Here is a 25,052-nt window from a genome sequence, read left to right on the forward strand (position 1 = left end):
TCTGAGGCCTTCTATAAAAGATCGTCTCATTTTTAAAATTCTTAATCCTATTTTTTAGACTTAATCACGACAACAAACTCAATTAGCATAATTTTAGGCAATGATGACCTAACTTAATAATTTTTAATTATTCATTTTGATAACACGAGGAAATAAAAATGGCTCAAGATTACGTGCGTTTAGACAAGGATAATGCTGCGGTTCTTTTAGTTGACCACCAAGCAGGTTTACTTTCTTTAGTTCGAGATATCGATCCAGATAAATTTAAAAATAACGTATTAGCGCTTGCAGATGCGGCGAAATATTTCAATTTACCGACTATTCTTACCACGAGTTTTGAAAACGGTCCAAACGGTCCTTTAGTTCCAGAATTAAAAGAGCTTTTTCCAGATGCGCCATTTATTCCACGTCCTGGTCAAATCAATGCATGGGACAATGAAGATTTCGTAAAAGCGGTTAAAGCGACAGGTAAAAAACAACTGATTATTGCTGGTGTGGTCACTGAGGTTTGTGTGGCGTTCCCAGCTTTATCTGCACTCGCAGAAGGTTTTGAAGTGTTTGTGATTACCGATGCTTCTGGTACTTTCAATGAATTAACACGTGATGCTGCTTGGGACCGTATGTCAAAAGCAGGTGCTCAGCTTATGACTTGGTTTGGTATGGCATGTGAGTTACACCGCGACTGGCGTAACGACATCGAAGGTTTGGGTACATTGTTCTCAAATCATATTCCTGATTACCGCAACCTGATGACAAGCTATAGCTTTAATACATCGCAAAAATAAGTTCAATTACCAAGATTAGAGTGCTTTAAGCATTCTAATCTTGAATTTAAATGGATTGATCTGACATTGATAAGCTCTTTTGATGATTTTTATTATTTCTATTTAGTCGTAAAACACGGCGGCTTTAGTGCGGCCAGTGAAGCCGAAAATATTAGTAAATCTAAGCTCAGCCGACGTATTATTGACCTTGAAAATAAATTTAACGTTAGCCTGATTCAACGGACAACCCGACATTTTAAAGTGACTGATTTAGGCCAAGAGTTTTACGAAGAATGCTGCAAAGTTATAGCTCAAGTTGAATGTGCAGAAAACGTTTTGTTAAAGCAAAAAAGTGAGCCTCAAGGACTAGTAAAAGTAAGCTGCCCCCCGCTGATGATGCATTTTCAAATTAGAAAAATTTTAAATCAGTTTTTAAAAACCTATCCAAAAGTTGAGATTGCTCTTGAGCTGACGAGCCGTCGAGTTGATATTTTGCATGATGACATCGATCTCGCGATTCGGACCAATTTTGAACCAAATGAAGATTCAAATTTAATTGTTCGGGATGTGATTAAAACCGATCACTGTCTAGTGGCGTCGCCTGAATTACTGCAAGGCCGCACTATTGAGCATTATTCCGAATTACAGGACTTTCCAAGTATCAGCTTAGGTACTCAAAAACAAAACCCTATTTGGCATTTATGCAATATTCGAAACGGTGAATCGGTTGATGTGCCTTATCAACCACGAATCAAAAGTAATGACTTGGCAGGTGTCTACTATGCCGTTATGGATGGCCTAGGAATTGCAGACCTTCCGTTTTTAACCGTTGAATCTGAAATTCGTAAAGGCAAACTTATTCATATTCTTCCTGACTGGAAGTCGAATATTGGCATGCTACAACTGGTTTATGTGTCCCGAAAAGGACAACGTCTTGTAGTCGAGAAACTCATTGAAACACTGATTGAAGAACTTAGACGTTTACCCGAAAGCCACGAAGGATATCTGCCAACTTAAATAAAAAACCGGTCATGAATGGGCATGACCGGTTTTTTCTGAAACATCACATACAGCATAACTGCATGCTTTCGTTCAGAACAAAACGAATTCGCTTTGTTCCTTACTCAGATAGGTCTACGCAGAGGTATTTCATTTCGACATATTCTTCGATGCCGAATTTTGAACCTTCACGACCTAGACCTGACTGTTTTACGCCACCAAACGGAGCCACTTCATTTGAAATTGCGCCTGTGTTAATGCCGACCATACCGTACTCAAGTGCTTCACCTACTCGCCATTGACGAGCTGTGCTTTGAGTAAATAAATAAGCAGCTAAACCGAACTCAGTATCGTTCGCCATTGCCACTGCTTCGTCTTCAGTTTTAAAGCGGAATAGTGGTGCAAGTGGGCCAAAGGTTTCTTCTTTAGACACTTTCATGTCTTGCGTTACGCCAGTTAACACAGTCGGTTCAAAGAATGTACCGCCAAGTGCTGAACGCTGACCACCAATACGAACTGTCGCGCCTTTCTCAGTTGCATCTGCAATATGAGACTGAACTTTTGCAATCGCATCTTCATCAATTAAAGGCCCTTGAGTTGAACCTTCTTGGCGTCCATCACCAACTTTAAGCTTAGACACCGCTTCAACCAAACGCTCTGCCAAAGCATCGTAAATACCGTCTTGAACATAGATACGGTTAGCGCAAACACAAGTCTGACCACTGTTGCGATATTTACTTGCCATAATGCCTTGAACTGCTTGTTCAAGATTGGCATCGTCAAATACTACAACTGGCGCGTTGCCACCAAGTTCAAGTGAAAGCTTTTTAATGGTTGGCGCACATTGTTGCATCAATATACGACCAACTTGTGTTGAACCTGTGAAGCTTAATTTACGAACGATATCGCTTTCGCATAAAGTTTTGCCCACTTCAGCCGCATCACCACTAATGTTAATTAAAACATCAGCTGGTAAGCCTGCCTGTAACGCCAATACTTCAAGCGCATAGGCAGTTAACGGCGTTTGCTCTGCTGGCTTAACCAACATTGAACAACCCGCAGCAATTGCTGGACCTGCTTTACGCGTAATCATGGCCGCTGGAAAATTCCACGGCGTAATTGCAGCGGTAACACCAATCGCCTGTTTAATCACGAGCAAGCGTTGGTTTGGCAAAGTTGGCGTTAACACTTCACCATCAACACGGCGAGCTTGCTCAGCAAACCAACGGATGAATGATGCTGCATAACCAATTTCACCACGTGCTTCTGCCAATGGTTTACCTTGCTCAGCCGTTAAAATCTGAGCGATATTTTCTTTGTGCTCAAGCATGAGGTTGTACCATGCCAATAACACATCAGCACGAGCCAAGGCAGTTTGCTTTTTCCAAGCAGCCTGCGCTTTTGCTGAACGATTAATTGCGGCTTCAACCCCTGCACGGTCATAGGTTTTAACCCATGCCAAAGTTTCACCCGTAGCAGCATCATTTACCTCGATATAATCATTTGATGCAGGTGCGTCTAATGAAATATCAGGATGTTTTAATAAATACTGCAAATTATTTTGAATCATGCAGATTGCTCCATCGCTTTTGCACTACCTGCTTTGAGTGTCGCAAAACCTTGTTTCAGGATATCAAGGCCTTGACGGAATTGCTCAGCAGGAATGGTTAATGGATATAGGAAACGAATTACATTACCGTATTTACCACAAGTAAGAAGTAACAACCCATTTTCCATTGCGTAGTTTTGTACAACTTTTGCTTGTTCAGCCGTTTCAAGCTCTACAGCAACCATTGAACCTAATGCACGAATATCAGTCACTACATTGCCTGTTGCTTGCTGAATGTCTTTAAGCGCAACAACTAACTCAGCGCCTAGCTCATTTGCACGGTCGCATAAATTTTCTTCTTCAATCGCATCAATAACTGCATGTGCCGCAGCAACAGCAATCGGGCTACCTGCATAAGTACCGCCTAATCCGCCTGGGTTTGGCGCATCCATCACTTCTGCACGGCCAACTACACCCGAAATTGGGAAACCGCCGCCTAAGCTTTTCGCCATGGTGATGAGGTCAGCTTTAGTCTCGAAATGGTTCATCGCAAACAATTTACCTGTACGAGCAAAGCCAGATTGCACTTCGTCAGCAACCAATAAAATACCGTGCTTGTCGCAAATTGAACGTAAACGTTTTAAGAACTCGGCTGGTACAACATGAAAACCACCTTCACCTTGGACTGGCTCAAGCACAATTGCTGCAACATCGTGTGGTGCAATATCTTCACTGAAAATATCTTCAACGCTTTCAATTGCCGCATCTACTGAAATACCTTTAGCAGGCACAGGGTAACGTGCGTGGAATACACCCGCTGGCATAACACCGAAATCACGTTTGTAAGGCGCAGTTTTACCTGTCATTGCCATGGTCATGAATGAACGACCATGGAAGCCGTTACCAAAAGTGATAATGCCGTGACGGCCTGTGTAACAACGAGCAATCTTCACAGCATTTTCAACTGCTTCTGCACCTGTTGTGAAAAAAGCTGACTTCGCAGGGCCCGCAATTGGGGCACGCTCATTAATACGCTCAGCTAAAGCCACGTAGCTTTCATAAGGTGTTACTTGATAGGCAGTATGAGTAAATTTAGTGAGTTGTTTAGTCACCGCTGCAATGACTTTAGGGTGACGATGGCCTGTATTTAAAACCGCAATACCACCAGCAAAGTCGATAAATTGGTTGCCTTCCTTGTCCCAAAGTGTCGCGTTTTCAGCTTTTTCCGCATACCACTGACACATCACGCCTACACCACGTGGAGTTGCTTGCTGTTTACGTGCGTTAAGTGCAGAATGTTGATTATCCACTTGATTCCCTCATATTTTTCATCATCAGTTGCAGCTTTGGTCTTACATCCTGTGCTTAATTTTCAGGGTGCTTTACAACAACTGCCTATGCATGTAATTTCGCTCGTCTGGCGGCAACTGACGAGAGCCATTTTTTAACTGTAGGAGAGAGCCAATTGCGTAGTTTGCTTGGAGATCATTTATTACAACGGCTCCAACAGGACACCGAAGGTAAACTACATCAACGCCTTTTCCGTTGTCTGCGTGGTGCCATTATTGATGGCGTCGTTCAGCCTAAAACTCGCTTGCCCGCTTCACGTGATTTAGCTAGTGAAATTCATGTTTCGAGAAATACAGTTCTTACTGCCTACGAACAGCTACAGGCTGAAGGCTATTTAGAGGCTCGTACAGGCCATGGCACATGGGTTGCTGAAAAACTACCAGAGAGTTTTTTAAATACACAAAATAAGAAAAAAGCAGCTTCAAGTCCGAAAGTTCAAAACTCTTATGCGCTCTCAAATCGTGGCTCAAACTTATTAGGCTATGCAGCAGCCTCGCCACACCAATGGGGAGCTTTCGTGCCAGGCGCACCTGACGTAACAGAATTTCCACATCATATTTTTAGTCGCATTCAGGCTCGCCTGAGCCGAGAGCCTGACATTAATCGCTTAATTTACAGCAATGCTGGTGGCTGTATTGAGCTTCGAAGTGCGTTGGCAGATTACTTACGCGTTGCACGTTCAGTCCAGTGCGATGCTGACCAGATTATTATTACCGAAGGTATTCACCAAGCGATTGATTTAGTCTCACGTGCGCTCAGCGATATTGGTGATCGCGTCTGGATTGAAGATCCAGGCTATTGGGGAATGCGTAATACTTTACGTATTAATGGCGTAGACATTCAACCCATGCCAGTCGATGCAAAAGGTATTATTCCCGAAGAAAATCCGGTTAAACCACCTAAACTCATTTTTGTCACACCATCACACCAATATCCATTAGGTTCACATTTAAGCCTAGATCGCCGACGCAAATTGATTGAGATTGCCCGCCAGCACAATAGCTGGATTGTAGAAGATGATTACGACAGTGAGTTCCGTTTCTCAGGCCAACCATATCCGTCTTTACAAGGCTTAGAAAATGATGCACCTGTGCTGTACATGGGCACGTTCAGTAAAACCATTTATCCATCTTTAAGAATTGGCTATTTAGTCGTACCTAAACCACTCTTTTCACCTCTACGTATTGTGGCAGCTGAGCTTTATCGTGGTGGACATTTACTTGAGCAAAAGGCCCTAGCAGAATTTATTCGTGAAGGTCATTACGAAGCGCATATTCGTCGTATGCGTTTACTTTATGGCAAGAGACGTGATTACTTAGTCAGTCTAATTAAACGCTATCTTGGCCCCGAATTTATTCACGAATATGACGAAGCAGCTGGATTACACTTAGTTTTAAAATTGCCAAACTCTTGCGATGATGTCGCAATTGCAGCTACTGCTCTTGAACGTGGTGTCAAAGTTCGCCCACTTTCACAGTACTACATGCAATCACATGCACACGCAGAGCGCGGCTTACTCATGGGCTTTGCCTGTGTAAATGAAAAAGACATGGTGATGGCTTTCGGTGTCTTGCTCCAGTGCTTACGCGAAGCGGGTGTACAAACAATTAATTAAGTCTGTTTTTTGCCCCCAATCAATAAAAAAGAGCCTCACAATGAGACTCTTTTTTATGCTGAAAATACTAAACTAATGTCTCTTCTTGAGTATGAGTGAGATGGGTTGTTCTACGGTCTTTACCCCATCCTAGTTTTTCTGACAATATTCCAAAAAACACAATAATGCCGAACAATGCTGTGGTGTAAATCACTTCTTTAAAATATGTGCCTTCAATCAACATGGTAAGAATTGCACCAATAATTGCAAAGATCACCACATAAGTCAGGAAAGGGAACATCCACATTTTAAAGTCAATTTTCACGCCTTCAGCTTCTAGTTTTTTACGCATACGAAGCTGAGAATAAGCAATCGTCAGGTACACATAGAGTGTTGCAGCACCCGTCGTTAGCATGAAAAAGTCATAAACATCCATACTCTTGGTTGCAGTTAAAACCACGGCAATCACAGAGAAGAAACATGATACAATCACGCCAATCCACGGACTGCTTTTGCTGTTTACAGAGCCAAAACTTTTTGGGGCATCACCACGTTTAGCCAAAGAGAATAGCATACGTGAACAGGTATAAAGTGCTGAGTTAAAGCAACTGCATACCGACGTTAAAACCACAAAGTTTACGATATGGCGTGCACCCGGAATACCAAGCGCTGACAAAGTCACACTATAAGTACCCCAAGTCGAATCTTTCAAAAGTTCATTGTTATGAGGAATCAAACATACCGCAACGAACATTGAGCCTACATAGAATAAAATAATTCGCCAAACCACCGAGTTCGATGCTTTACGAATTTCTTTCGATGGATTTGCCGATTCTGCTGCCGCTACAGTGACAATTTCAGCACCAATATAGGCAAACATGACCCCAAGCAAGGCGGTAATAACGGAGGATCCTCCATTTGGCATAAAGCCTTGAGAGGTTAGATTACTAATACCTGAAGCAGCTGGATTGCCCCAAGGCCACAAATGCATGATGGCTAAACTACCAATCACAAGGAAAATAACAATTGCGATAACTTTAATGAGCGCGAACCAGAACTCGAATTCGCCATAGTTTTTCACGTTTTGTAAATTGACTGCGACCAATGCACCAATCACGACAACCATATAGGCCCAGATCGGTATAAATGGGAACCAATTATTTAAAATTTTACCTGCCACATAGGCTTCCCATCCCATGAGCATTGCGAGCGTACACCAATACAACCAACCAATTGAAAAACCGGCCCAACGACCAATCGCACGGTCAGCATAAGTTGAAAAAGAGCCACTATCAGGGTTTAAAACGGCCATCTCGCCTAACATACGCATGATGAACCAAACGAGTAGACCACCTAAAGCATAAGTTAGAAAAACTACAGGTCCCGTATTGTAAATAATACTGCCCGAGCCCACGAATAAAGAGCCACCAATTACCCCTGCAATCGAGATCATCGTCAGATGGCGTGATTTGAGTCCATGTTTTAAACTTTGGGAGTGATTGGCTTCAGAACCATTTTGATGAGCTGCCATATCATTTTCCTTAATATATGGAGGATATCGGCTAGTCTCGGAAATCCTCCGAAGCCAAAAAATATCCCCTAAAAATTTAGCCGTTCTGCCCAATTCCTAAAACAGAAAAATCACTGAGCTTATCCGGCGCTTCCGTATGCATACTTCCAATGGCTTTAATTTGTCGTTTCGGCAGTCAAGAAACGAGAGCCATTTTTGGAATAAAAGAGAGAGCCAATTGCAAAATTTATACGCAAAATTGGCTCTTTTTGTCTGAAATGCTGGTAAATGGTTTTAAGTTTTTATTCTGAAAATAATTAAGTTTTACTTTAATAAGATTGGAATTCTTTAGTTTTGTTCAGAAATTAATAACGCTTTTGTACCTGTTTCCAAGGCTCTAAAGATATGTTTCTGGTCGGCAGGGTAACAAATATAATCTCCGACACCGAGCTCAACAGCTTCATCAATTAAGCCCACTAAAGCTTTACCTTCGACCACAATAATGTGTTCCACAGAACCAACTGGATGAGGTTCAGAAAGACGGTCTTCGCCTGGCTCAACAATCAATAAATACACATCGCGGCGCGCATGCGGTGGACAAGTCGCTAGCAAAATTGCTTTGTAATTGGCAATCTCTGAACTCACTGTTGGCCCATCGCCACAGCGAATGACTTGTACTTGATTGCTCGGTTCTTCCATCAAACGTGCAAATGGAATATTTAACGCCACACAAAGTGCCCATAAGGTTTCAATGCTTGGGTTTCCTTGGCCAGCCTCTAATTGAGAAAGTGTAGACTTTGCAACACCTGCACGACGGGCAACCTCTGCCAAAGAAAGCCCTGCTCTTTGACGTTCACGATTTAAACCTTTGGCAATAATTTCAATTGGCTGAGACATTCACCACATCCGTTCTATAAAAAAAACGATCGTTCGTTTTGACAAAACAATCAGACTTATTCATTATAATGGAAAATCGTTCGTTATATCATGCTATGTCCACATACTCTCTCATTAAGAAACTTAGTAAAGACACCACCCGCTCGATTTTCTTTGTGTGTCTAGCAACCAGTGTTGTTGGTATGTCTTTAGGTTCACTCGCCGCAAGCTATGGCTTAGCGCTCTGGATCCCACTTTGCCTATCTGTATTTGTGCTCGCAGGAACTGCCGAATTTATCTTTATTGGTTTCTTGGCTGTAGGTGGTAGCCCGATTGCTGCTGCAATTGCAGGACTACTCGTCAATTTAAGACATCTGCCTTTTGGGATTGCGGTCAATGAATTAATCAGAGGTAAATTCTCTCGATATTTCGGGGCTCATATCATGAACGATGAAAGCGTTTTATTTGGCATGGCACAGCCCGATTTCGAGACAAAAAAAGCCGCTTACTGGCTATGTGGTATAGGCATCATGCTGACTTGGCCACTTGGTGTCACTGCGGGTTATTTTATTGGAAGCGCTATTCCAGACCCAAAAACATTTGGTCTAGATGCCATTTTCCCTGCCATTTTAATTGCACTTACTTTTAATGCTTTAAAGAACAAATCTACCCGAAAAGCTGCATTTGCCGGATCAACTTTGGCACTGATTACCACACCTTTTTTGGCCTCAGGACTTCCAATTCTGATTTCACTTTTTGGCTTAATATTTGGTAGAAAAAAATGAATCAACAATTACTCATTATTTTGGGAATAGGCTTGTTAGCACTTGGAACATATGGGATTCGTTTTGCTGGTTTTCACTTAGGCGCCAAGTTTACTTTTTCTGAAAAATACCAAGTTTTACTGTCAAATGGCGCAACGGTTTTACTGTGTGCGATTGCTGTCACAACTACATTTTTTGAAGGTCAACATTTCGCAGGTTTCGCGCGTATATTCGGTGTTGGACTAGCGCTTTTCTTAGTCTGGAAAAAAGTACCGCTTTTATTGGTGATTTGCTTAGCAGCAGCTGGCACAGCCCTGATACGTTTAGTCGGAATCGAGTAATAAAAAAGGCGAGATAAACTCGCCTTTTTTTAAACTTTGATTAGAACGGTAAATCATCGTCTAAATCAGCTGGTGCAGACGCAGGCTGTTGTGGTGCTTTAGGAGCAAAGCCACCACCTTGCGGGCTGTTGCCACCATTACCAAAACCAGCTGGGTTGCTGCCATAGCCGCCACCACTATTTTGGTTATAACCACCACCTTGGTTATTATTATTTTGATAACCATTACCACCTTGTTGAGGTGCGTTAAAACGTGGTTGATTAAAATCATTACCGCCAGCGAAACCTTGTTCACCTTGTTGACGGCCATCTAACATTTGCATCTGTTCGCCACGAATTTCTGTTGTATAGCGCTCTTGACCATTTTGATCAGTCCACTGACGCGTACGTAATGAACCTTCAATATAAACCTTAGAACCTTTACGTAAGAACTGCTGAGCAATTTCCCCTAAACGGTTATGCAAAACAATACGGTGCCATTCAGTTTGTTCTTTACGCTCACCTGAAGTTTTATCGGTCCAAGCTTCACTTGTCGCGATTGAAAATTGAGTCAGCGAGCCCCCATTTGGAAAAGTTTTTGTTTCAGGATCACGACCCAAAGTACCAACCAAAATAACCTTATTTACACCACGCATTAGCTGTCTTCATCCTATACATTTCTATGTTTTACTTTATAAGAGTTATGCTTAAATGGCTACCTCTTTACCGAACAACTGCGTTAAATCACGTCGCGCAGCCTCATCAAGAGTCTGTTTATCGACTTTAATATAAGCAACTTGCTGGTCAGGCATCACCACAACTTCTTCTATACCACGAATTGCCAATAGCTGTGTGGTCCACTCATTCACCTGTTGCACTTGCGGCAATGGCAACACAATCGATGACAAATACCGCGGCTGAGCTAAACCAAAACTAATTAGCAGCCATATTATAGCAATCCCTGTTAAGACACTCCATCCAATCGCAGTATTATGTAACATCAATAATTGACCACCTAGTGTGCCACCAAAAAAAGCACCTAAAAACTGACTACTGGCATTTACACCCATAGCAGTTGCTTTTGACTGGATTGGCGCACATTTTGATAACCACGATGGCAATAAAGCTTCCATCACATTAAAGGCAATGAAGAAAATACCTAGGCCTGCGAGTAATACATATTTTGATTGATAACCAAATATGAGTAGCAGTAAACCTGCAATAATCCCTGTAATTGCCGTTAAGAAAATGCCTCGCATTTTGCGATATTTTTCAGCCACGATAATGCTTGGAAATGCAAAAAACAGGCTGATGACTAATAATGGTAAATACACCAAACCATGGTTGGCTAAAGGAATATGTGCAAACTCGATAAGCTGTGAAGGCACATAAATAAACATGGCAGTGAGCAATAAATGCAATGCAAAAACCGAAACATGCAAACGGTTTAAATCACCCATTTGAATGACTTGCTTAAGCTGCGCCATGTAGCCTTGCTGATAATTACGATGATGGCGGGTCACTTTAGGCACAAGCAATAACATCAAAATCGCAATTAAACCCATAATGGTCGTGACAAAGAACAAACCAGAAATGCCGACAAGACTTGTGAGCCAAGGTCCAAGACTAAACGCCACCACAAAAGACAAACCAATACTCATGCCCATAGCGGCCATGGCTTTAGTACGTTGCTCTTCGCGTGTAACATCTGCTAAAAGTGCCATCACGACTGCTGAAACTGCACCAGCGCCTGCTATGGCACGGCCAATAATCACACCATAAATCGTGTCAGATAAACCAGCAATTGCACCGCCAATAGCAAACAGCAATAAGCCAAGCACCACAAGAGGTTTACGGCTAAAACGGTCAGCCAGTAAGCTAAATGGAATTTGTAAAATAGCCTGACTTAAACCATAGACACCCACAGCCAAACCAATGAGTGCTGGAGTTGCATATTGATATGACTGCCCGACTACAGAAAAAACCGGAATAATCATGAACAAACCCAACATGCGTAGCGCAAAAATACTACTTAAAGCAAAAGTTGAGCGGCGTTCCAAAGCATTCATCATATCAATACACGTTATCAAACTAGGCAAATTATAAGCCGATTCGTTTCTAAAAATACGGGAGACATGATTTAAAATAACGATTTCGGCTTAAAAAAATAAAGAGGCATTTAGCCTCTTTATACTATCGAACTTTACTGAAAATTAGCTTAAGACGACTCTTGTTCACGTTTCGCATATTGGATAGAAGCAATGACAGCCCACACAATAAATGCTACACCGATTAAACCAGTTACCACTTCAGGTACATGTACGCCTGTACCACTTGCAATCATAATGAATGCTAAAGCACCAATCGCATAATGTGCACCATGTTCTAAAAACACATAAGCATCTAGCGTGCCTTTTTCAACAAGATAAACGGTCATTGAACGGACAAAAATAGCACCGATTGCAAGACCCAACATAATCACAACAACGTCACTAGTAATTGCAAATGCACCGATCACACCATCAAAACTAAATGATGCATCTAATACTTCAAGATATAAGAAACCGCCTAAACCAGCTTTAACCACACCAGATGCAGCACCCGAACCATCTTGTAATACAGCATTACCATTTTCATCAATTTCAGGCTCACCACCTAACAAATGACTTAATACTTCAACGCCAATGTAAACCACAATGCCCCAAATACCGGCCATGGTCACTGCTAAACGTTGATGGTCATCGACATAACTAGCCATCACAATTAGAGCGATCAAAGCAAGAAATACGGACATTGCTGGTACGCTAGCTAAACTTGAAAGTTTAGATTCAAGCCATCTAAACCAATGTGTTTCTTTTTCATCATCAAAGAAGAAGTTTAAGAAAACCAATAATAGGAATGTTCCACCAAAAGCTGAAATTTCAGCGTGGTGTGCCATTAAGCGCTCAGAATAAGTTTTCGGATCATTGAGTGCCAATTTTGCCACTTCAATAACACCCATATCAGCGGTCACGGCAACAATCACGACAGGGAAAATCAAACGCATACCAAAAACGGCGATTAAAATACCTACCGTTAAAAAGATCATTTTCCAGAAAGGATCCCAATTACGTAGAACCGATGCATTCACGACAGCATTGTCAAAAGATAAAGAAACTTCCATTACAGCTAAAATGGCTGTAATCGTTAAAGCTTTAAGCATGGTCGACACGCCAGCTTCAGGCCCATGGGTAAAACCCCAATACGCGGATAGTGCTAAACACACCACCGTAAAAAATATCGAAAATCGGAAATGCTTCATGGATCAGACCTATACCAAGAACTAAATTTAATCTTTCTTAAAACCGCGGTTATTATATCGATAATTAACCATAAAACGATGGCGTTTTGTGCAGTTATTCCCTTTACTTTATCTCCATGTTTAATAAAGAAATTTATAATATGTAATTAACTAGTTAATCGTATTAAATATTTTCTTTCGATATATCTATCATTATTATTTTTGTATTTTAAAATTGATTTAAAATCCAGTTCAGCTGTTTTATTTTAAATGGAATGATTTTATGCTTTTTTCTCAAGAACTCTGGCAACGTAATTTAAATTTATATCAAAAAATTCTCGATCTGCCTTTTAATCAGGAGCTTGCTCACGGTACTTTAGATAAAGAAGCTTTCTGTCATTATGTCATTCAAGATGCGCAATATTTAGTGGCCTATGGTCGCGTACTTGCTGTTGCGGCAGCAAAGGCGTTTGAGGCTGACGATATTATGCAATTTTCAGATGCCGCTAAAATTGCAATTGTGGTTGAACGTAGCTTGCACGATGACTTCATGAAAAACTTTGGGGTAACCAAAGAAGAATTTAAAAATACGCCATTAACTTTGGCCGGCCACCATTACACTTCATTTTTAACCGCAACTGCTTGGTCTGAAAGCTATCCTGTCGTGCTTGCAGCACTTTTACCCTGCTTATGGATTTATGCCGAAGTCGGTAAAGACATTGTAGATAAATCAATTCCAAATAATCCTTACCAAGCATGGATTGATACCTATGCAGGCGAAGAGTTCCATACAGCGGTTCGTAATGTAATTGCGACAGTTGATAAAGTTGCAGCACGTTGTGATGCGGATACTTTAGAGAAAATGCATGCTGCGTACACCATGGGTGCAAAACTTGAGTGGTTATTTTGGGATAGCGCTTACCACAAAAGACAATGGTTAGGTTTAGACCCTATTTAAAATTTCAAAAAAATCGGTCAGATGGTTCAATACGCTGATCGATTTTTAATAAAATGCGAGACAGATATGTATATCGGCGAATTAGCATCTTTAACTGGAGCCACTCCTAAAGCCATTCGGCATTATGAGAAATTAGGCTTACTCCCTGTAGCAAAAAGAAAAGGCAATTATCGCATTTATGAAGAGATTGACGTCCAATCAGTTAAGATGATTCGCCTTGCACAAGCCGTTGGGTTTAGCCTTTCCGAGCTTTATGACCTGTCAGCTTTAAAATATAAAAATAATCGCTTTCCTGTAGAAGTTGCACAGCAACTTATTCAAAAAAAGAATCAACAAATTATTGAGCAAAAAAAAGCGTTAAATCGTTTACAAGAAGATTTAAAGCAATTGGAAGATGAGATTATTCAGACTTATATTACCAATAAAATTTCGGCTTAAAACAGCCCATTAAAATTTGAAATAGCTTTCAAAATGAGTGCTTGACTCTGCCCTTAGGGTAAAGGTTTATCGTAATGACTTCGTTTATTACGGATAAATAAAATGAGCGCTCATCTTTCTACATTTAAAAATTCAACAGCATTAATTACAGGCGCATCTTCAGGAATAGGCAAAGCCTATGCTCAGAAACTTGCATCTTTAGGCATTCATTTAATTTTAACTGCACGCTCCGAACAAAAGCTGAATGATTTAGCTGATGAACTTCGAAAAACATATAACGTAAATGTTGAGGTTATCGTTTTAGATTTAGCTCAAGCGAATTCAGCTCAAATATTATTTGATGAAGTGCAGGCTAGAAAATTATCGGTAGAAATTTTAATTAACAACGCAGGATTTGGAAAATGGACTAAATTTCTAGATCAATCTGTATCTACCTATCAAGAAATGATCACGCTGAATATCAGCAGCGTAACGTCTTTATGTTATTTATTCTTGCCTCACATGCTTGCTAACAAAAAAGGCATCATGATTAATATTTCATCTACAGGGGCATTCCAACCTCTCCCCTACATTGCCGTCTATGGGGCAAGTAAATCTTACGTATTACAATTTACTGAGGCGCTGGCAGGAGAATATTCATCTTCAGGCGTTAAATTTCTAGCGGTTTGTCCGGGCAATACGGAAACCAATTTTACTCAGGTCGCTAATGCCGATACCAGCGGTATGAAAAGCTCTACAGTCGACGATGTTGTATCTGCAACGGTTGCAGCATTAGATAAAAATAAACCAACTCTTGTTGTAGGTTGTAGCAACTATTTAACGTCTCAACTGCCTCGAATTCTTTCTCGCAAAAAGATGATCAATTTAGTTGAAGGGATGCTCAGAACCCGCGTTGTCGATCCGTCATAAAGCTAGTTCAATTTAAAAGATTAAGGGGTATCTCTTAATCTTTTAATGCTGGAACAACTGCCAGCCATAAATTAAACCTGCCGCGGCAACCACCCAACACAGTGTTGCCAAACCTAGACATGACCACATCGACAGACGTGTTGCAAGTACATAGACTGCCACTAAATAAATGGCATATGGAATAAGTGACCATAGACCAAACAGAGCTGTTTTCTGTAAAGCCTCAGCTCCTTTTTGCTGATAAACAATCACATGAGCAATCAAAGCGAACGTAGGAAAAAGCGGGACTAAACCTGCAATATAAAATGCCTTACTTTTCGATAAAACCGAGATGATGAGGACAACCCCTGCTCCCAACATACACTTTAAAAATAACGCCCACATGTGCTGATCCTACCTGATCATTTCCATTTCAAAACGCTGTATTTTGCACTTTTCAGAGAAAATTAACAGCGATCAAAGCAATCAGTGCTGGAACTGCCTGAATATAAATAATCTTTTTACTAGCAGTCAGTCCACCATAGATACCTGCAATGAGTACACAGCCTAAAAAGAAGTTGGCAATTGATATTGCAAACGGTGCATCAGCCAATAAAGACCAAAACAAACCCGCAGCTAGAAAGCCATTATAAAGACCTTGGTTTTGTGCCATCACCTTGGTGAGTTTTGCTTTTTCTGCATTATTTCCAAAGGCTTTCATGCCATAGGGTTTGTCCCACAAAAACATCTCTAACACCAAAATGTAGACATGTAATATAGCAATAAGCGCAATGAATATTTGTCCGATCATATAACTTTCCTTTTTATTTTAAAGATATGAAAAAAGATCAGTCTCTCGACTGATCTTTTAGTGTTTTACGGTTTTAACAATACTTTGCCTTGGCGAGCACCTTGTGTTGCTCTTTGGGCAGCTGTTTTAATCTCATCAAAACTAAACACACCTTCTACAGGAAGGATTAATTTTTTCTGAGTTGCTAATGTTAATAGCTCAACAATCAGTTCTTTTTTACGTTCTGCTGGCATTTCTTTGTTGACTACACTCGCCCAGAAACCTTTTACTGTCGCTTGTTTGAAAATCAAATCACCCGATGAAATCTGCATGGTTTCACCAGTCATACTGCCAAACGAAACCAATAGGCTATTTTCACTGAGTAAATTCAGCATTTCGCCACTTGCGCTTCCGCCAATCGAGTCCACGCCGGCAATGAGAGGTTGGTCACCGTGAATCTGTTTAACTTGCTCTTTCCAGTTTGGCTGATCAGTTGCAACTACATGTTGAATGCCTAATGCTTGCATCTCTGCAATTGCGTCAGTACGACGAACTAAATTAATTACAGGTAAGCCACGTGCCTGCGCAATCATCGCAACTGTTTTACCTACTGCACCATTCGCTGTGTTTTGAATGAGCCATTGACCTGGTTGAACATTTACAAAGTCCAATAACATGAGAGCACTAATTGGCATACCAATCAGTTGTGCTGCTGTTTCGTCATCAATTTCATTATTGAGTGGTATAAGCCCTTGCGCTGGTGCAATAAAGTATTCAGCCCAACTGCCATGCACAGCTGCAACTGCGATACGTTGCCCTACCTGTACATGAGTAACGCCTTCGCCCAAAGCATCAACAATACCAACGGCTTCACTACCACCAATCGCAGGTAAGGTCGGCTTATAGCCATAGCTTCCGCGTACTGTCCATACATCATGATTATGAATTGGAGACATGATAGTTTTAATACGCACTTCGCCTGCTTTTGGTTCTGGCTTTGGCATATCCGCCTGCTCTAAAACGTCTACAGGTTCGCCAAAATTACCATGGATAATACTTCGCATTATTTATTCCTCTATCGGTTTTAAGAGTTGTTGGGTCGTTTCTAAAGCTAGATGTAGATGTGCTTTGTCTTGCGACAATTTTGTGAGTAAAGCTGCACCTAACCATAACTGATACATGACTTGCGCAGTTTTCAAAGGTTCAATATGTTTTGGAATTGACCCTTCTTGTTGCCCTTCTTTTAGTAGCAAAGCCAGACGCTGCGTTAATTTGTACACACCATCATTGAGAATTTGGCGCATATCTTCTGATAAGTCAGAAACCTCAGCCGCCAACTTCACAATCAAGCAGTTTTCAGCCCAGCTGCCATATACGGGATCATCAATCCACGCCTGCCACAACGCCATTAAACGGGCATGGGCACTTTGTTCACTGTGCTGCCAAAGTTGTTCCATACGAACTTTATAATTGGCCATGTATTGCTCTAACAATGCACAGCCGAAAGCCTCTTTCGAAGCAAAGTAGTGATAGAACGAACCTTTGGGTACGTCACAAGCCTTTAAAATTTCTTGCAAACCAACACCAACAAATCCTTTGTGTAATACCAGCTCAAAGCTCGTATCCAAAATATGTTGTCGCGTGGTTTCGCTTTTGTTTAATCGTTTCATGTAAACACCATACTCCACTATTAGACCAGTCGTCTAGTAAAATTATGTTGCTTAATAAAAATTGCTAGAAAGTAGAAATGGAAGCCGATTTACTCAAGATATTGAGAATAATTAAAGCGTCGGGGATGCACCAAGAGCTTGCTAGAAGGTATCAACAAGATAGACTACACCAGAAACGTCAATTTGAAATATTAGTATGGCTTGTGAACAAGTTGAAGGCTTAAAAGCCCAAAATATAAACTCGCCCAACCCATTACAGGTACTCGAAATACAAGTCGGCAAGATAAATAAATCAACCACGGTAAAGTTATAACCGTGGGGTTGGATGTAATATTGGTTAGATTATTTATGTAATTTTCAGTCATTTTGACTTAGAGAATTTTTTAATTCAGGACAGTGTTCATAAATATTTTTTTGAATTAAGAAAATATTACTCATTGCTTGAGCGATAAGAAGAATATTTTCTTTATTGTCTAATTCTGGAGCCATTTGGATTTTATGTGTAATTTGATCCAAAATTATAGCTGCTTGGTTTAATTCAGAATTTATAGTTTTCAGTAAAGTCATGTTATATCATCTTAAGTATATAAGGGACTTAATTATATTTTATTAAGCCCCCATTTTTTTAAATAGTCGTTATTTGAGAGGTATGAGTATCTTTAGTTACAGAACTAAAAATATTTAAAAATTTTGATGATAGAGAAATATTTGGCGGAATCCAATCACCTGTTGTAATACAGGTATTTAGTGAGTTACCACAAGCAGACATACCACCACTACTTGCAGTTCCATAGACGTCAGCACAATCAGTGTAATATTCAGCACATAGTTCTTTGGTTAGGTTGTATGAATTTGAAGTTGAATCTGCTGCTACAGTTACACTGCTAATCAATAGAGTCGTTATAAATAATATTTTTTTTGAAAAGATATTTTGAATCTTCATTATATAAAATTCCTTATAATAATCGTGATTTGATATTAAATTCACAATTAATATATTAAATAAATAAAATGTAACCTAAAGGAAAAAAAAGAATTTTTTGTAACTAAAAATATAATTATCACGTGAATATTTAATTAAATTTATGAAGTATAAAAATAGCTAGAATTAACATTTAAGTAAACCTTAATTAAATTACTACATCTTAAAGAAGAATTAATACAAGAGTACAATTAATTGAGGTGTAGAGCTAGAAATCTGTATTAATATTGATTTTACTGTTTATATAGCATTTTTTTTAAAATGCTAACGTTAAACAAGTCCTTAATTTTAAACTTTCATGAATTTAGATTCGAGAACCATCAATATAAATCTTTCTGAGATGAGCTTAGCTTACTTCTATTGACCCGTTTTTTTTATCGTTTAGACACATATAACATGTGGTAGTATAGGTGTCGCACAGGCCATATAGTTATAGTCGAAAATTAAACCTTTACAGGTTGACTTCATACAAGTGGGACATTAAGAGTAGTTGTATAGGACGGTTAATTTACACGTTAGGAAATCTTTCCATAGACACACTAAAAGTATGGAAACAATGTTCAAACTTTGAATTCCTCTCTACAAAACTATATATGGACATGAACGATATATGAGTCCGAAACAAAATAAATAAAGATAAATCGGCATACTTAGTGAATATGTCATTTTTTGAGAAATGCTAAAAATACAATATGCTTATTTGAACAAATTTTGTCGATTGTCGTTTAACCGTCACAATTTGTCGCTTTAAATCATTTTGTACTACTTGAACAATTTTAAATCGTTATCATATAGAGTCTGTTGTTTATAAATAGCCATATCTCCCTGTGACTAAACAAACAACACCTAAATTTTCATCAATACATAATTGAGATGTTTTATGAGCCAAAGTCATATCCGTATTCGAGGCGCACGTACCCATAATTTAAAAAATGTGTCTCTCGATATTCCACGCGATAAGTTTGTGGTAATTACGGGGTTATCAGGTTCAGGAAAATCTTCTCTTGCCTTCGATACCCTCTATGCCGAAGGACAACGCCGCTACGTCGAATCACTTTCAGCCTATGCCCGTCAGTTTTTATCGCAAATGGAAAAGCCTGAAGTCGATTCGATTGAAGGTTTATCTCCAGCGATTGCCATTGAGCAAAAATCTACCAGTCATAACCCACGTTCAACGGTAGGTACGATTACCGAAATTTATGACTATTTGCGTTTGCTTTATGCACGTGTCGGTACGCCATATTGCCCTGAACACGACTTGCCGATGGTTGCGCAAACTATTTCTGAAATGGTCGATGCGGTAAAAACACTTGAAGAAGGCACAGCACTCATGTTGCTTGCCCCTGTGGTACGTGAACGTAAAGGTGAATACAGTAACCTGTTCGAACAGCTACAAGGCCAAGGTTTTGTTCGTGCGCGTGTTGATGGTGAAATCATTGATATTGATACGCCACCCGAACTCGACAAAAAGAAAAAGCACACCATTGAAGTTGTTGTTGACCGTTTTAAAGTACGTGAAGACTTAGGTAACCGTATTGCCGAATCATTTGAAACTGCATTACGTTTGGGCGGTGACATCGCGGTTTTGTCATGGATGAATGGCGAACACCCAGACCGCGTTTTTTCTGCAAAACACTCATGTCCTAAATGTGATCGTGCTGTGGCAGAACTTGAGCCTCGCTTATTTTCATTTAACAACCCGTTTGGTGCCTGCCCTGTTTGTGATGGTTTAGGTACACGCAGTCATTTTAGCTCTGAAAAGCTCATTCCAAATCCTGAGCTTGCGATTAGTGAAGGTGCTATCCGTGGCTGGGATCGTCAGCGTCCTTATTATTATTCAATGCTGCAAAAAGTTGCCGACCATTTTGGTTTCCAACTTGATACACCTTGGAACCAGTTAGATAAAGATACTCAAAAGAAATTTTTACAAGGTACGGGCAAAGAAAAAGTCGATTTAAGTTATATCGATGAACGTGGCCGCAAACACACACGCGTACAACCTTTTGAAGGAATTTTGCCGCACCTTGAACGTCGTTACCGTGAAACTGAAAGTAACTATGTACGAGATGATTTAGCTCAATATTTATCTAATGCCGCTTGCGATGCCTGCGACGGTTCACGTCTAAATGAAATTTCACGCAACGTTCGGGTCAAAGATAAGACCATTGCACAAATCACCAAGATGTCGATTGGTGATGCTGAAAACTATTATCAAGATCTCAATCTTGAAGGCGCTAAAGGCGAAATTGCCGATAAAATCTTTAAAGAGATTCGTGAACGTCTCCACTTTTTGGTGAGTGTTGGTCTGAACTATTTAAGTCTGGCCCGTTCTGCCGAAACGTTATCGGGTGGTGAAGCCCAGCGTATTCGTCTCGCTTCGCAAATTGGTGCAGGTTTGATGGGCGTGATGTATGTACTCGATGAACCATCGATCGGTCTGCATCAACGTGATAATGATCGTCTACTACAAACCTTAATTCGCTTACGTGATTTGGGTAACACCGTATTAGTGGTTGAACACGATGAAGATGCAATTCGTGCTGCGGATCATATTATTGATATCGGACCTGGTGCAGGGATTCATGGTGGTGTCATTATCGGTGAAGGTAGCTATGACGAGATTGCGAGCAATAAAGACTCTCTTACAGGTCAATATCTTTCAGGCAGTCTAAAAATTGCGATACCTACGCAACGTACCCAATCACCACGCCCAGATGAATTCATCAAACTCTCTGGTGCAAGTGGTCATAACCTTAAAAATGTCGATTTAAAAATTCCGCTCGGCATTATGACTTGTGTGACTGGCGTTTCAGGTTCCGGTAAATCAACACTGATTAACCGTACTTTGCTTCCATTGGCAGCAACACAGCTCAATGGTGCAACTACGCTGACCGCAGAAAAGTTTGATTCGATTGATGGCTTACAGCATTTAGATAAAGTGGTTGATATTGACCAAAGTCCAATTGGTCGTACACCACGTTCTAACCCTGCTACCTATACAGGTTTATTTACGCCTATTCGTGAGTTATTTGCGCAAACACCTGAAGCCAAAGCGCGTGGTTATAGCGCAGGTCGTTTCTCGTTTAACGTGAAAGGTGGACGTTGTGAAGCTTGTGAAGGCGATGGCATGATCAAGGTCGCGATGCATTTCTTACCTGATATGTATGTGCCTTGTGATGCGTGCCATGGCAAGCGTTATAACCGTGAAACTTTAGAAGTTGGTTATAAAGGCAAGAACATTTCAGACGTATTAGAAATGACCGTTGAAGATGCGGCTGAGTTCTTTAATGCAATTCCTGTGATTCATCGTCGTTTAGATACTTTAATGCAAGTAGGTCTGGGATATATTCGTTTAGGTCAAGCTGCAACGACACTTTCAGGCGGTGAAGCGCAACGCGTTAAATTAGCTCGAGAGTTAGCAAAACGTGATACGGGTAAAACCTTATATATCTTGGATGAGCCGACGACAGGCTTACATTTCCATGATATTGCCAAGCTACTCGACATTTTGTACGAGCTACGCAACAAGGGTAATACCATTGTGGTGATTGAACATAACCTTGATGTGATTAAAACAGCGGACTGGGTTGTCGACTTAGGCCCTGAGGGTGGTTCAGGCGGTGGTATGATCATTGCCGAAGGCACACCTGAACAAGTGGCTGAGGTTGAAATTTCCCACACGGGTCGTTTCTTAAAACCGATGTTGAAGTAATTTATTGAATAAAAAAGCCGGAACTCATTTCCGGCTTTTTTATCCCTCAACTGCATTCCGGCCTCGAGCTTTAGCTCTTAATAGAGAACGGTCAGCTTTCTCTAAAAGCTCGATCCAACTCGCTGCGCCTATCGCAAAACCAATACTGACAGACACATGCAATTTTTCATCTGAACCAGATAAACAAATCTCTTCTAAAGAAATCGCAATCCGAATTTTTTCAGCTAAAAGACGGGCATCTACAAATTGCACCTGCTCTAATAATATTAAAAACTCATCTCCGCCATAACGAACAATTAAATCCGAACTTCGAATATTTTGCTTTAATTGCTCGGCAATACTGACAATGACATGGTCACCTACAATATGCCCATATTGATCATTCACCTGTTTAAAACGATCAATATCTATAATCATTAAACAGGTTTGCGTAAATTTTTGAGGATAACTTTCAACAATTTTTAAATATTCAGATAAAGCTAGACGGTTGGACACACCAGTTAATGGGTCAGTATTGGCAATATTCTTTAATTGAAATTCAAAAGCATCGCGTTGCTGCAACATACGCTGTAATCGATCAATCGCTTCAAAAAGGGAAAGAAATTCACCTTTTGTTGTCATATTCATCTCATCTGTCCAATGATCAGAACTATGCGATAAATCTAAAATTAAAGTTCTTGCTTTTATTAAAGGAGAAAATACTCTTCTTTGTGCATAATTAAGCGTAAGTAACGCTGTGGCCAAAGAAATTAAAGAAATTAATAAAGTTAAAAGAAAACCATTGCGAGCAATCACATTTTCTTGAGTTGCAATCACTATACTTTCATCAAGAATATAACTTTGTAAATCAACCACAGTGGTAAATTTACCTACGATTGCTTCTGTCAATTGAGTACCACTTAAATAATATGGCTCACCTTTTTGGCTTTCTTCTAATAGCTTTTCTACAATCGGAATACCCTTGTCTATAAATTCTGATTTCACTTGGGAATATAACTGGCGGTATTCTGGCGTTTTTGCCTGTTCAGGCTGCAAGGTATCGACCAAAATCCATAAATATCTAGATTGATGCTGCGTTTGTAGAGAACGTGCTCGATTATTACTTGGAATTTCCTCATTAAAGCTCACAGGAGCAATAATATTAGATGCCATCCGTCCCGCCTGATCGCGCATATCTGTCAGAACTATAATGAGCGTAAAGTAATTAGAAATACGGCTGTCTTTACTTTTTAGCTGCAACATCAGTTTTTGTAGTATTTCCCTACACTGATCCCATGCTCCAAACATCCCTAAAATGGCATTATCCATTTGGACGGAAGTTCTGGCTCCATAGGGAGTTTCACCGTAATAATCGACCACATACCGAGCTTGTCTAAGATTTTCTTTGAGGTTGGTTTGCAGCTCATTTGCTAATGAAACATAACCTGCTTGTTTTAAGATAAGAATGCTTGTATCAATTTGCTCATCGACAATTAAACGAAATTTTTTTAATTCTTGTTTATTCTTTAATAAATCATCGGGACTGCTCGACATCATTTTGTTGGCGGGAGCACGCTCCTTAGAAATTTTATATGCAATATCGGCTACCGCTCTTAAACTTTTTATTTCGGCCAAAGCTTGTCTAGTTTTTATATAATCCTGATAGCTTCCCACAATAAGGGGTATTGCCATAAATAATAAGGACAAAATAATAACCAGCATAAAAAAGAACAGTCGATTACTAATATGCTCTGAACGTAATCCTGACATTTCTAGCTGGTACTCCGTAAATGTCCTGCCATTTTTAATACGATATAAATTAGGCTTCAATCCATCCTAGCATTTTAATAACTAGAATTTCATCAATAAACCCTTCATTTCTATTTTAATAATGGTACGGATCCTACATTTTAGTAAGCTTAAATCATAAACAGGATCGAAAAATTGAATGATTTTTATAAAAAAACTCTATTTTACAGATTAAAAAAATTTAGCGATCATAGAAAAACGTATTTAGTTATCCTCTTGGATGCACTTCTCCCTGCATCCATTGCCCAGCTTCAAGCTGGGTTCTTTTTGGCCTACTATTTTTTAAATACATTTCATATAACTTTTCTTATAATTTTAAGATTTTCTTATAGATAAAAAAAAGCTCAACCTTGGGGAAAGCTGAGCTCGTAAAATCTGATGTGTTACACACATCGTATCTGGGAAAGCACTTTAAATCCTAAAACTGTTAGGTAGTGAACTTTGCAATTGAATTATGTGACTTATCTCTACTTTTGTAAAGTAGATTAAATTAATCAGAATTAAAAATTTAATCGATTTTTCAACTTAAAATAGAGATTTCTTTTACCTTATTCACTTATATAATAATTAAGAATAGTTAAATTTTTTAGTTAAACTAATCTAAATATTGTTAACTGTTCCTCAAAATATTACAAATTCGACAAGAAAATGGTGCTTTTTTATTCACTTTGTAAACAATATTATACTTTTATTAACGTTAAAACCGATTGTTATAATCATTTTTTTCAATCACAATAGTAATAACTTTTAAACATTTACATCTTAATTCACTATGAAATATAATAATTAGTCTATTGTAAATGTTCATTTTTTTATCAGGT

23 protein-coding genes are annotated in these 25,052 nt (G+C 39.7%); 9 read left to right on the forward strand and 14 right to left on the reverse strand.

Going from position 1 to position 25,052, the window contains the following annotated elements:
- Window positions 1–158 precede the first annotated feature (158 nt).
- On the forward strand, window positions 159–785 hold the full coding sequence (gene ycaC / locus WA249_RS04555; protein ID WP_335995785.1) for an isochorismate family cysteine hydrolase YcaC: 627 nt from the start codon (window positions 159–161) through the stop codon (window positions 783–785).
- 54 nt (window positions 786–839) lie between these two features.
- On the forward strand, window positions 840–1,781 hold the full coding sequence (locus tag WA249_RS04560; protein ID WP_336166919.1) for a LysR substrate-binding domain-containing protein: 942 nt from the start codon (window positions 840–842) through the stop codon (window positions 1,779–1,781).
- Between the two features lie 103 nt (window positions 1,782–1,884).
- Here the strand turns inward: WA249_RS04560 and WA249_RS04565 are convergent, their stop codons facing one another.
- Window positions 1,885–3,333 (reverse strand): NAD-dependent succinate-semialdehyde dehydrogenase, encoded by a 1,449-nt coding sequence (locus WA249_RS04565; RefSeq protein ID WP_336166660.1) that lies wholly within the window; start codon window positions 3,331–3,333, stop codon window positions 1,885–1,887.
- Window positions 3,330–4,622 (reverse strand): 4-aminobutyrate--2-oxoglutarate transaminase, encoded by a 1,293-nt coding sequence (gabT, locus tag WA249_RS04570; RefSeq protein WP_336166661.1) that lies wholly within the window; start codon window positions 4,620–4,622, stop codon window positions 3,330–3,332. The genes WA249_RS04565 and gabT overlap by 4 nt, the downstream gene beginning before the upstream one ends.
- 155 nt (window positions 4,623–4,777) lie before the next feature.
- Here gabT and pdxR point away from each other — a divergent pair, with 155 nt between their 5' ends.
- Complete coding sequence (gene pdxR, locus WA249_RS04575) at window positions 4,778–6,277, forward strand: MocR-like pyridoxine biosynthesis transcription factor PdxR (RefSeq protein ID WP_336166662.1); 1,500 nt, start codon at window positions 4,778–4,780, stop codon at window positions 6,275–6,277.
- Window positions 6,278–6,344: 67 nt separating this feature from the next.
- Here pdxR and WA249_RS04580 read toward each other — a convergent pair whose 3' ends face one another.
- Together WA249_RS04580 and WA249_RS04585 are read right to left on the reverse strand one after the other, a co-directional pair.
- The gene (locus WA249_RS04580; protein ID WP_336166663.1) at window positions 6,345–7,787 is read right to left on the reverse strand and encodes an amino acid permease; all 1,443 of its coding nucleotides are present in this window, start codon (window positions 7,785–7,787) and stop codon (window positions 6,345–6,347) included.
- A 327-nt stretch (window positions 7,788–8,114) separates the two neighbouring features.
- Complete coding sequence (locus tag WA249_RS04585; RefSeq protein ID WP_004789974.1) at window positions 8,115–8,663, reverse strand: helix-turn-helix domain-containing protein; 549 nt, start codon at window positions 8,661–8,663, stop codon at window positions 8,115–8,117.
- A 68-nt stretch (window positions 8,664–8,731) separates the two neighbouring features.
- Here WA249_RS04585 and WA249_RS04590 point away from each other — a divergent pair, with 68 nt between their 5' ends.
- Window positions 8,732–9,427: an AzlC family ABC transporter permease gene (locus WA249_RS04590; RefSeq protein WP_016139906.1), complete on the forward strand. Its 696-nt coding sequence runs from the start codon at window positions 8,732–8,734 to the stop codon at window positions 9,425–9,427.
- Complete coding sequence (locus tag WA249_RS04595; RefSeq protein WP_336166664.1) at window positions 9,424–9,747, forward strand: AzlD domain-containing protein; 324 nt, start codon at window positions 9,424–9,426, stop codon at window positions 9,745–9,747. Before WA249_RS04590 ends, WA249_RS04595 begins: the two co-directional genes overlap by 4 nt.
- A gap of 40 nt (window positions 9,748–9,787) precedes the next feature.
- Here WA249_RS04595 and ssb read toward each other — a convergent pair whose 3' ends face one another.
- From ssb to WA249_RS04610, 3 genes are all read right to left on the reverse strand, one after another.
- Window positions 9,788–10,381, reverse strand: a complete 594-nt coding sequence (ssb, locus tag WA249_RS04600) for a single-stranded DNA-binding protein (RefSeq protein WP_004639902.1) — start codon at window positions 10,379–10,381, stop codon at window positions 9,788–9,790.
- Between the two features lie 51 nt (window positions 10,382–10,432).
- Window positions 10,433–11,797, reverse strand: coding sequence for an MFS transporter (locus tag WA249_RS04605; protein ID WP_336166665.1), 1,365 nt, complete (start codon window positions 11,795–11,797; stop codon window positions 10,433–10,435).
- Window positions 11,798–11,943: 146 nt separating this feature from the next.
- Window positions 11,944–13,026, reverse strand: coding sequence for a DUF475 domain-containing protein (locus WA249_RS04610; protein ID WP_336166666.1), 1,083 nt, complete (start codon window positions 13,024–13,026; stop codon window positions 11,944–11,946).
- 262 nt (window positions 13,027–13,288) lie between these two features.
- Here WA249_RS04610 and tenA point away from each other — a divergent pair, with 262 nt between their 5' ends.
- The 3 genes from tenA to WA249_RS04625 all read left to right on the forward strand — a co-directional run bounded on the left by tenA (window position 13,289) and on the right by WA249_RS04625 (window position 15,310).
- On the forward strand, window positions 13,289–13,963 hold the full coding sequence (gene tenA / locus WA249_RS04615; RefSeq protein WP_336166667.1) for a thiaminase II: 675 nt from the start codon (window positions 13,289–13,291) through the stop codon (window positions 13,961–13,963).
- 66 nt (window positions 13,964–14,029) lie between these two features.
- Complete coding sequence (locus WA249_RS04620) at window positions 14,030–14,401, forward strand: MerR family transcriptional regulator (protein ID WP_016139900.1); 372 nt, start codon at window positions 14,030–14,032, stop codon at window positions 14,399–14,401.
- Window positions 14,402–14,503: 102 nt separating this feature from the next.
- The gene (locus tag WA249_RS04625) at window positions 14,504–15,310 is read left to right on the forward strand and encodes an SDR family NAD(P)-dependent oxidoreductase (protein WP_336166668.1); all 807 of its coding nucleotides are present in this window, start codon (window positions 14,504–14,506) and stop codon (window positions 15,308–15,310) included.
- Between the two features lie 42 nt (window positions 15,311–15,352).
- On the opposite strand, the gene WA249_RS04630 is transcribed toward WA249_RS04625, so the two are convergent.
- The 6 genes from WA249_RS04630 to WA249_RS04655 form a co-directional block, all read right to left on the reverse strand.
- Window positions 15,353–15,694 (reverse strand): GlpM family protein, encoded by a 342-nt coding sequence (locus WA249_RS04630; protein WP_003654014.1) that lies wholly within the window; start codon window positions 15,692–15,694, stop codon window positions 15,353–15,355.
- Window positions 15,695–15,746: 52 nt separating this feature from the next.
- Window positions 15,747–16,100: a DUF1304 domain-containing protein gene (locus WA249_RS04635; RefSeq protein WP_336166669.1), complete on the reverse strand. Its 354-nt coding sequence runs from the start codon at window positions 16,098–16,100 to the stop codon at window positions 15,747–15,749.
- Between the two features lie 65 nt (window positions 16,101–16,165).
- Window positions 16,166–17,143 (reverse strand): zinc-binding dehydrogenase, encoded by a 978-nt coding sequence (locus tag WA249_RS04640; RefSeq protein WP_262473124.1) that lies wholly within the window; start codon window positions 17,141–17,143, stop codon window positions 16,166–16,168.
- Window positions 17,144–17,146: 3 nt separating this feature from the next.
- Entirely contained in the window at window positions 17,147–17,749 is a 603-nt protein-coding gene (locus WA249_RS04645; protein WP_336166670.1) for a TetR/AcrR family transcriptional regulator, read from the reverse strand.
- A gap of 357 nt (window positions 17,750–18,106) precedes the next feature.
- Window positions 18,107–18,316, reverse strand: a complete 210-nt coding sequence (locus tag WA249_RS04650) for a hypothetical protein (RefSeq protein WP_336166671.1) — start codon at window positions 18,314–18,316, stop codon at window positions 18,107–18,109.
- Between the two features lie 58 nt (window positions 18,317–18,374).
- Entirely contained in the window at window positions 18,375–18,692 is a 318-nt protein-coding gene (locus tag WA249_RS04655; RefSeq protein ID WP_336166672.1) for a hypothetical protein, read from the reverse strand.
- Window positions 18,693–19,611: 919 nt separating this feature from the next.
- Here WA249_RS04655 and uvrA point away from each other — a divergent pair.
- Window positions 19,612–22,443, forward strand: a complete 2,832-nt coding sequence (gene uvrA, locus WA249_RS04660; protein WP_336166673.1) for an excinuclease ABC subunit UvrA — start codon at window positions 19,612–19,614, stop codon at window positions 22,441–22,443.
- Between the two features lie 39 nt (window positions 22,444–22,482).
- Here the strand turns inward: uvrA and WA249_RS04665 are convergent, their stop codons facing one another.
- Complete coding sequence (locus tag WA249_RS04665; RefSeq protein ID WP_336166674.1) at window positions 22,483–24,192, reverse strand: GGDEF domain-containing protein; 1,710 nt, start codon at window positions 24,190–24,192, stop codon at window positions 22,483–22,485.
- Window positions 24,193–25,052 lie beyond the last annotated feature (860 nt).

This window comes from Acinetobacter sp. 161(2023) (assembly GCF_037027805.1).
GTDB lineage: Bacteria > Pseudomonadota > Gammaproteobacteria > Pseudomonadales > Moraxellaceae > Acinetobacter.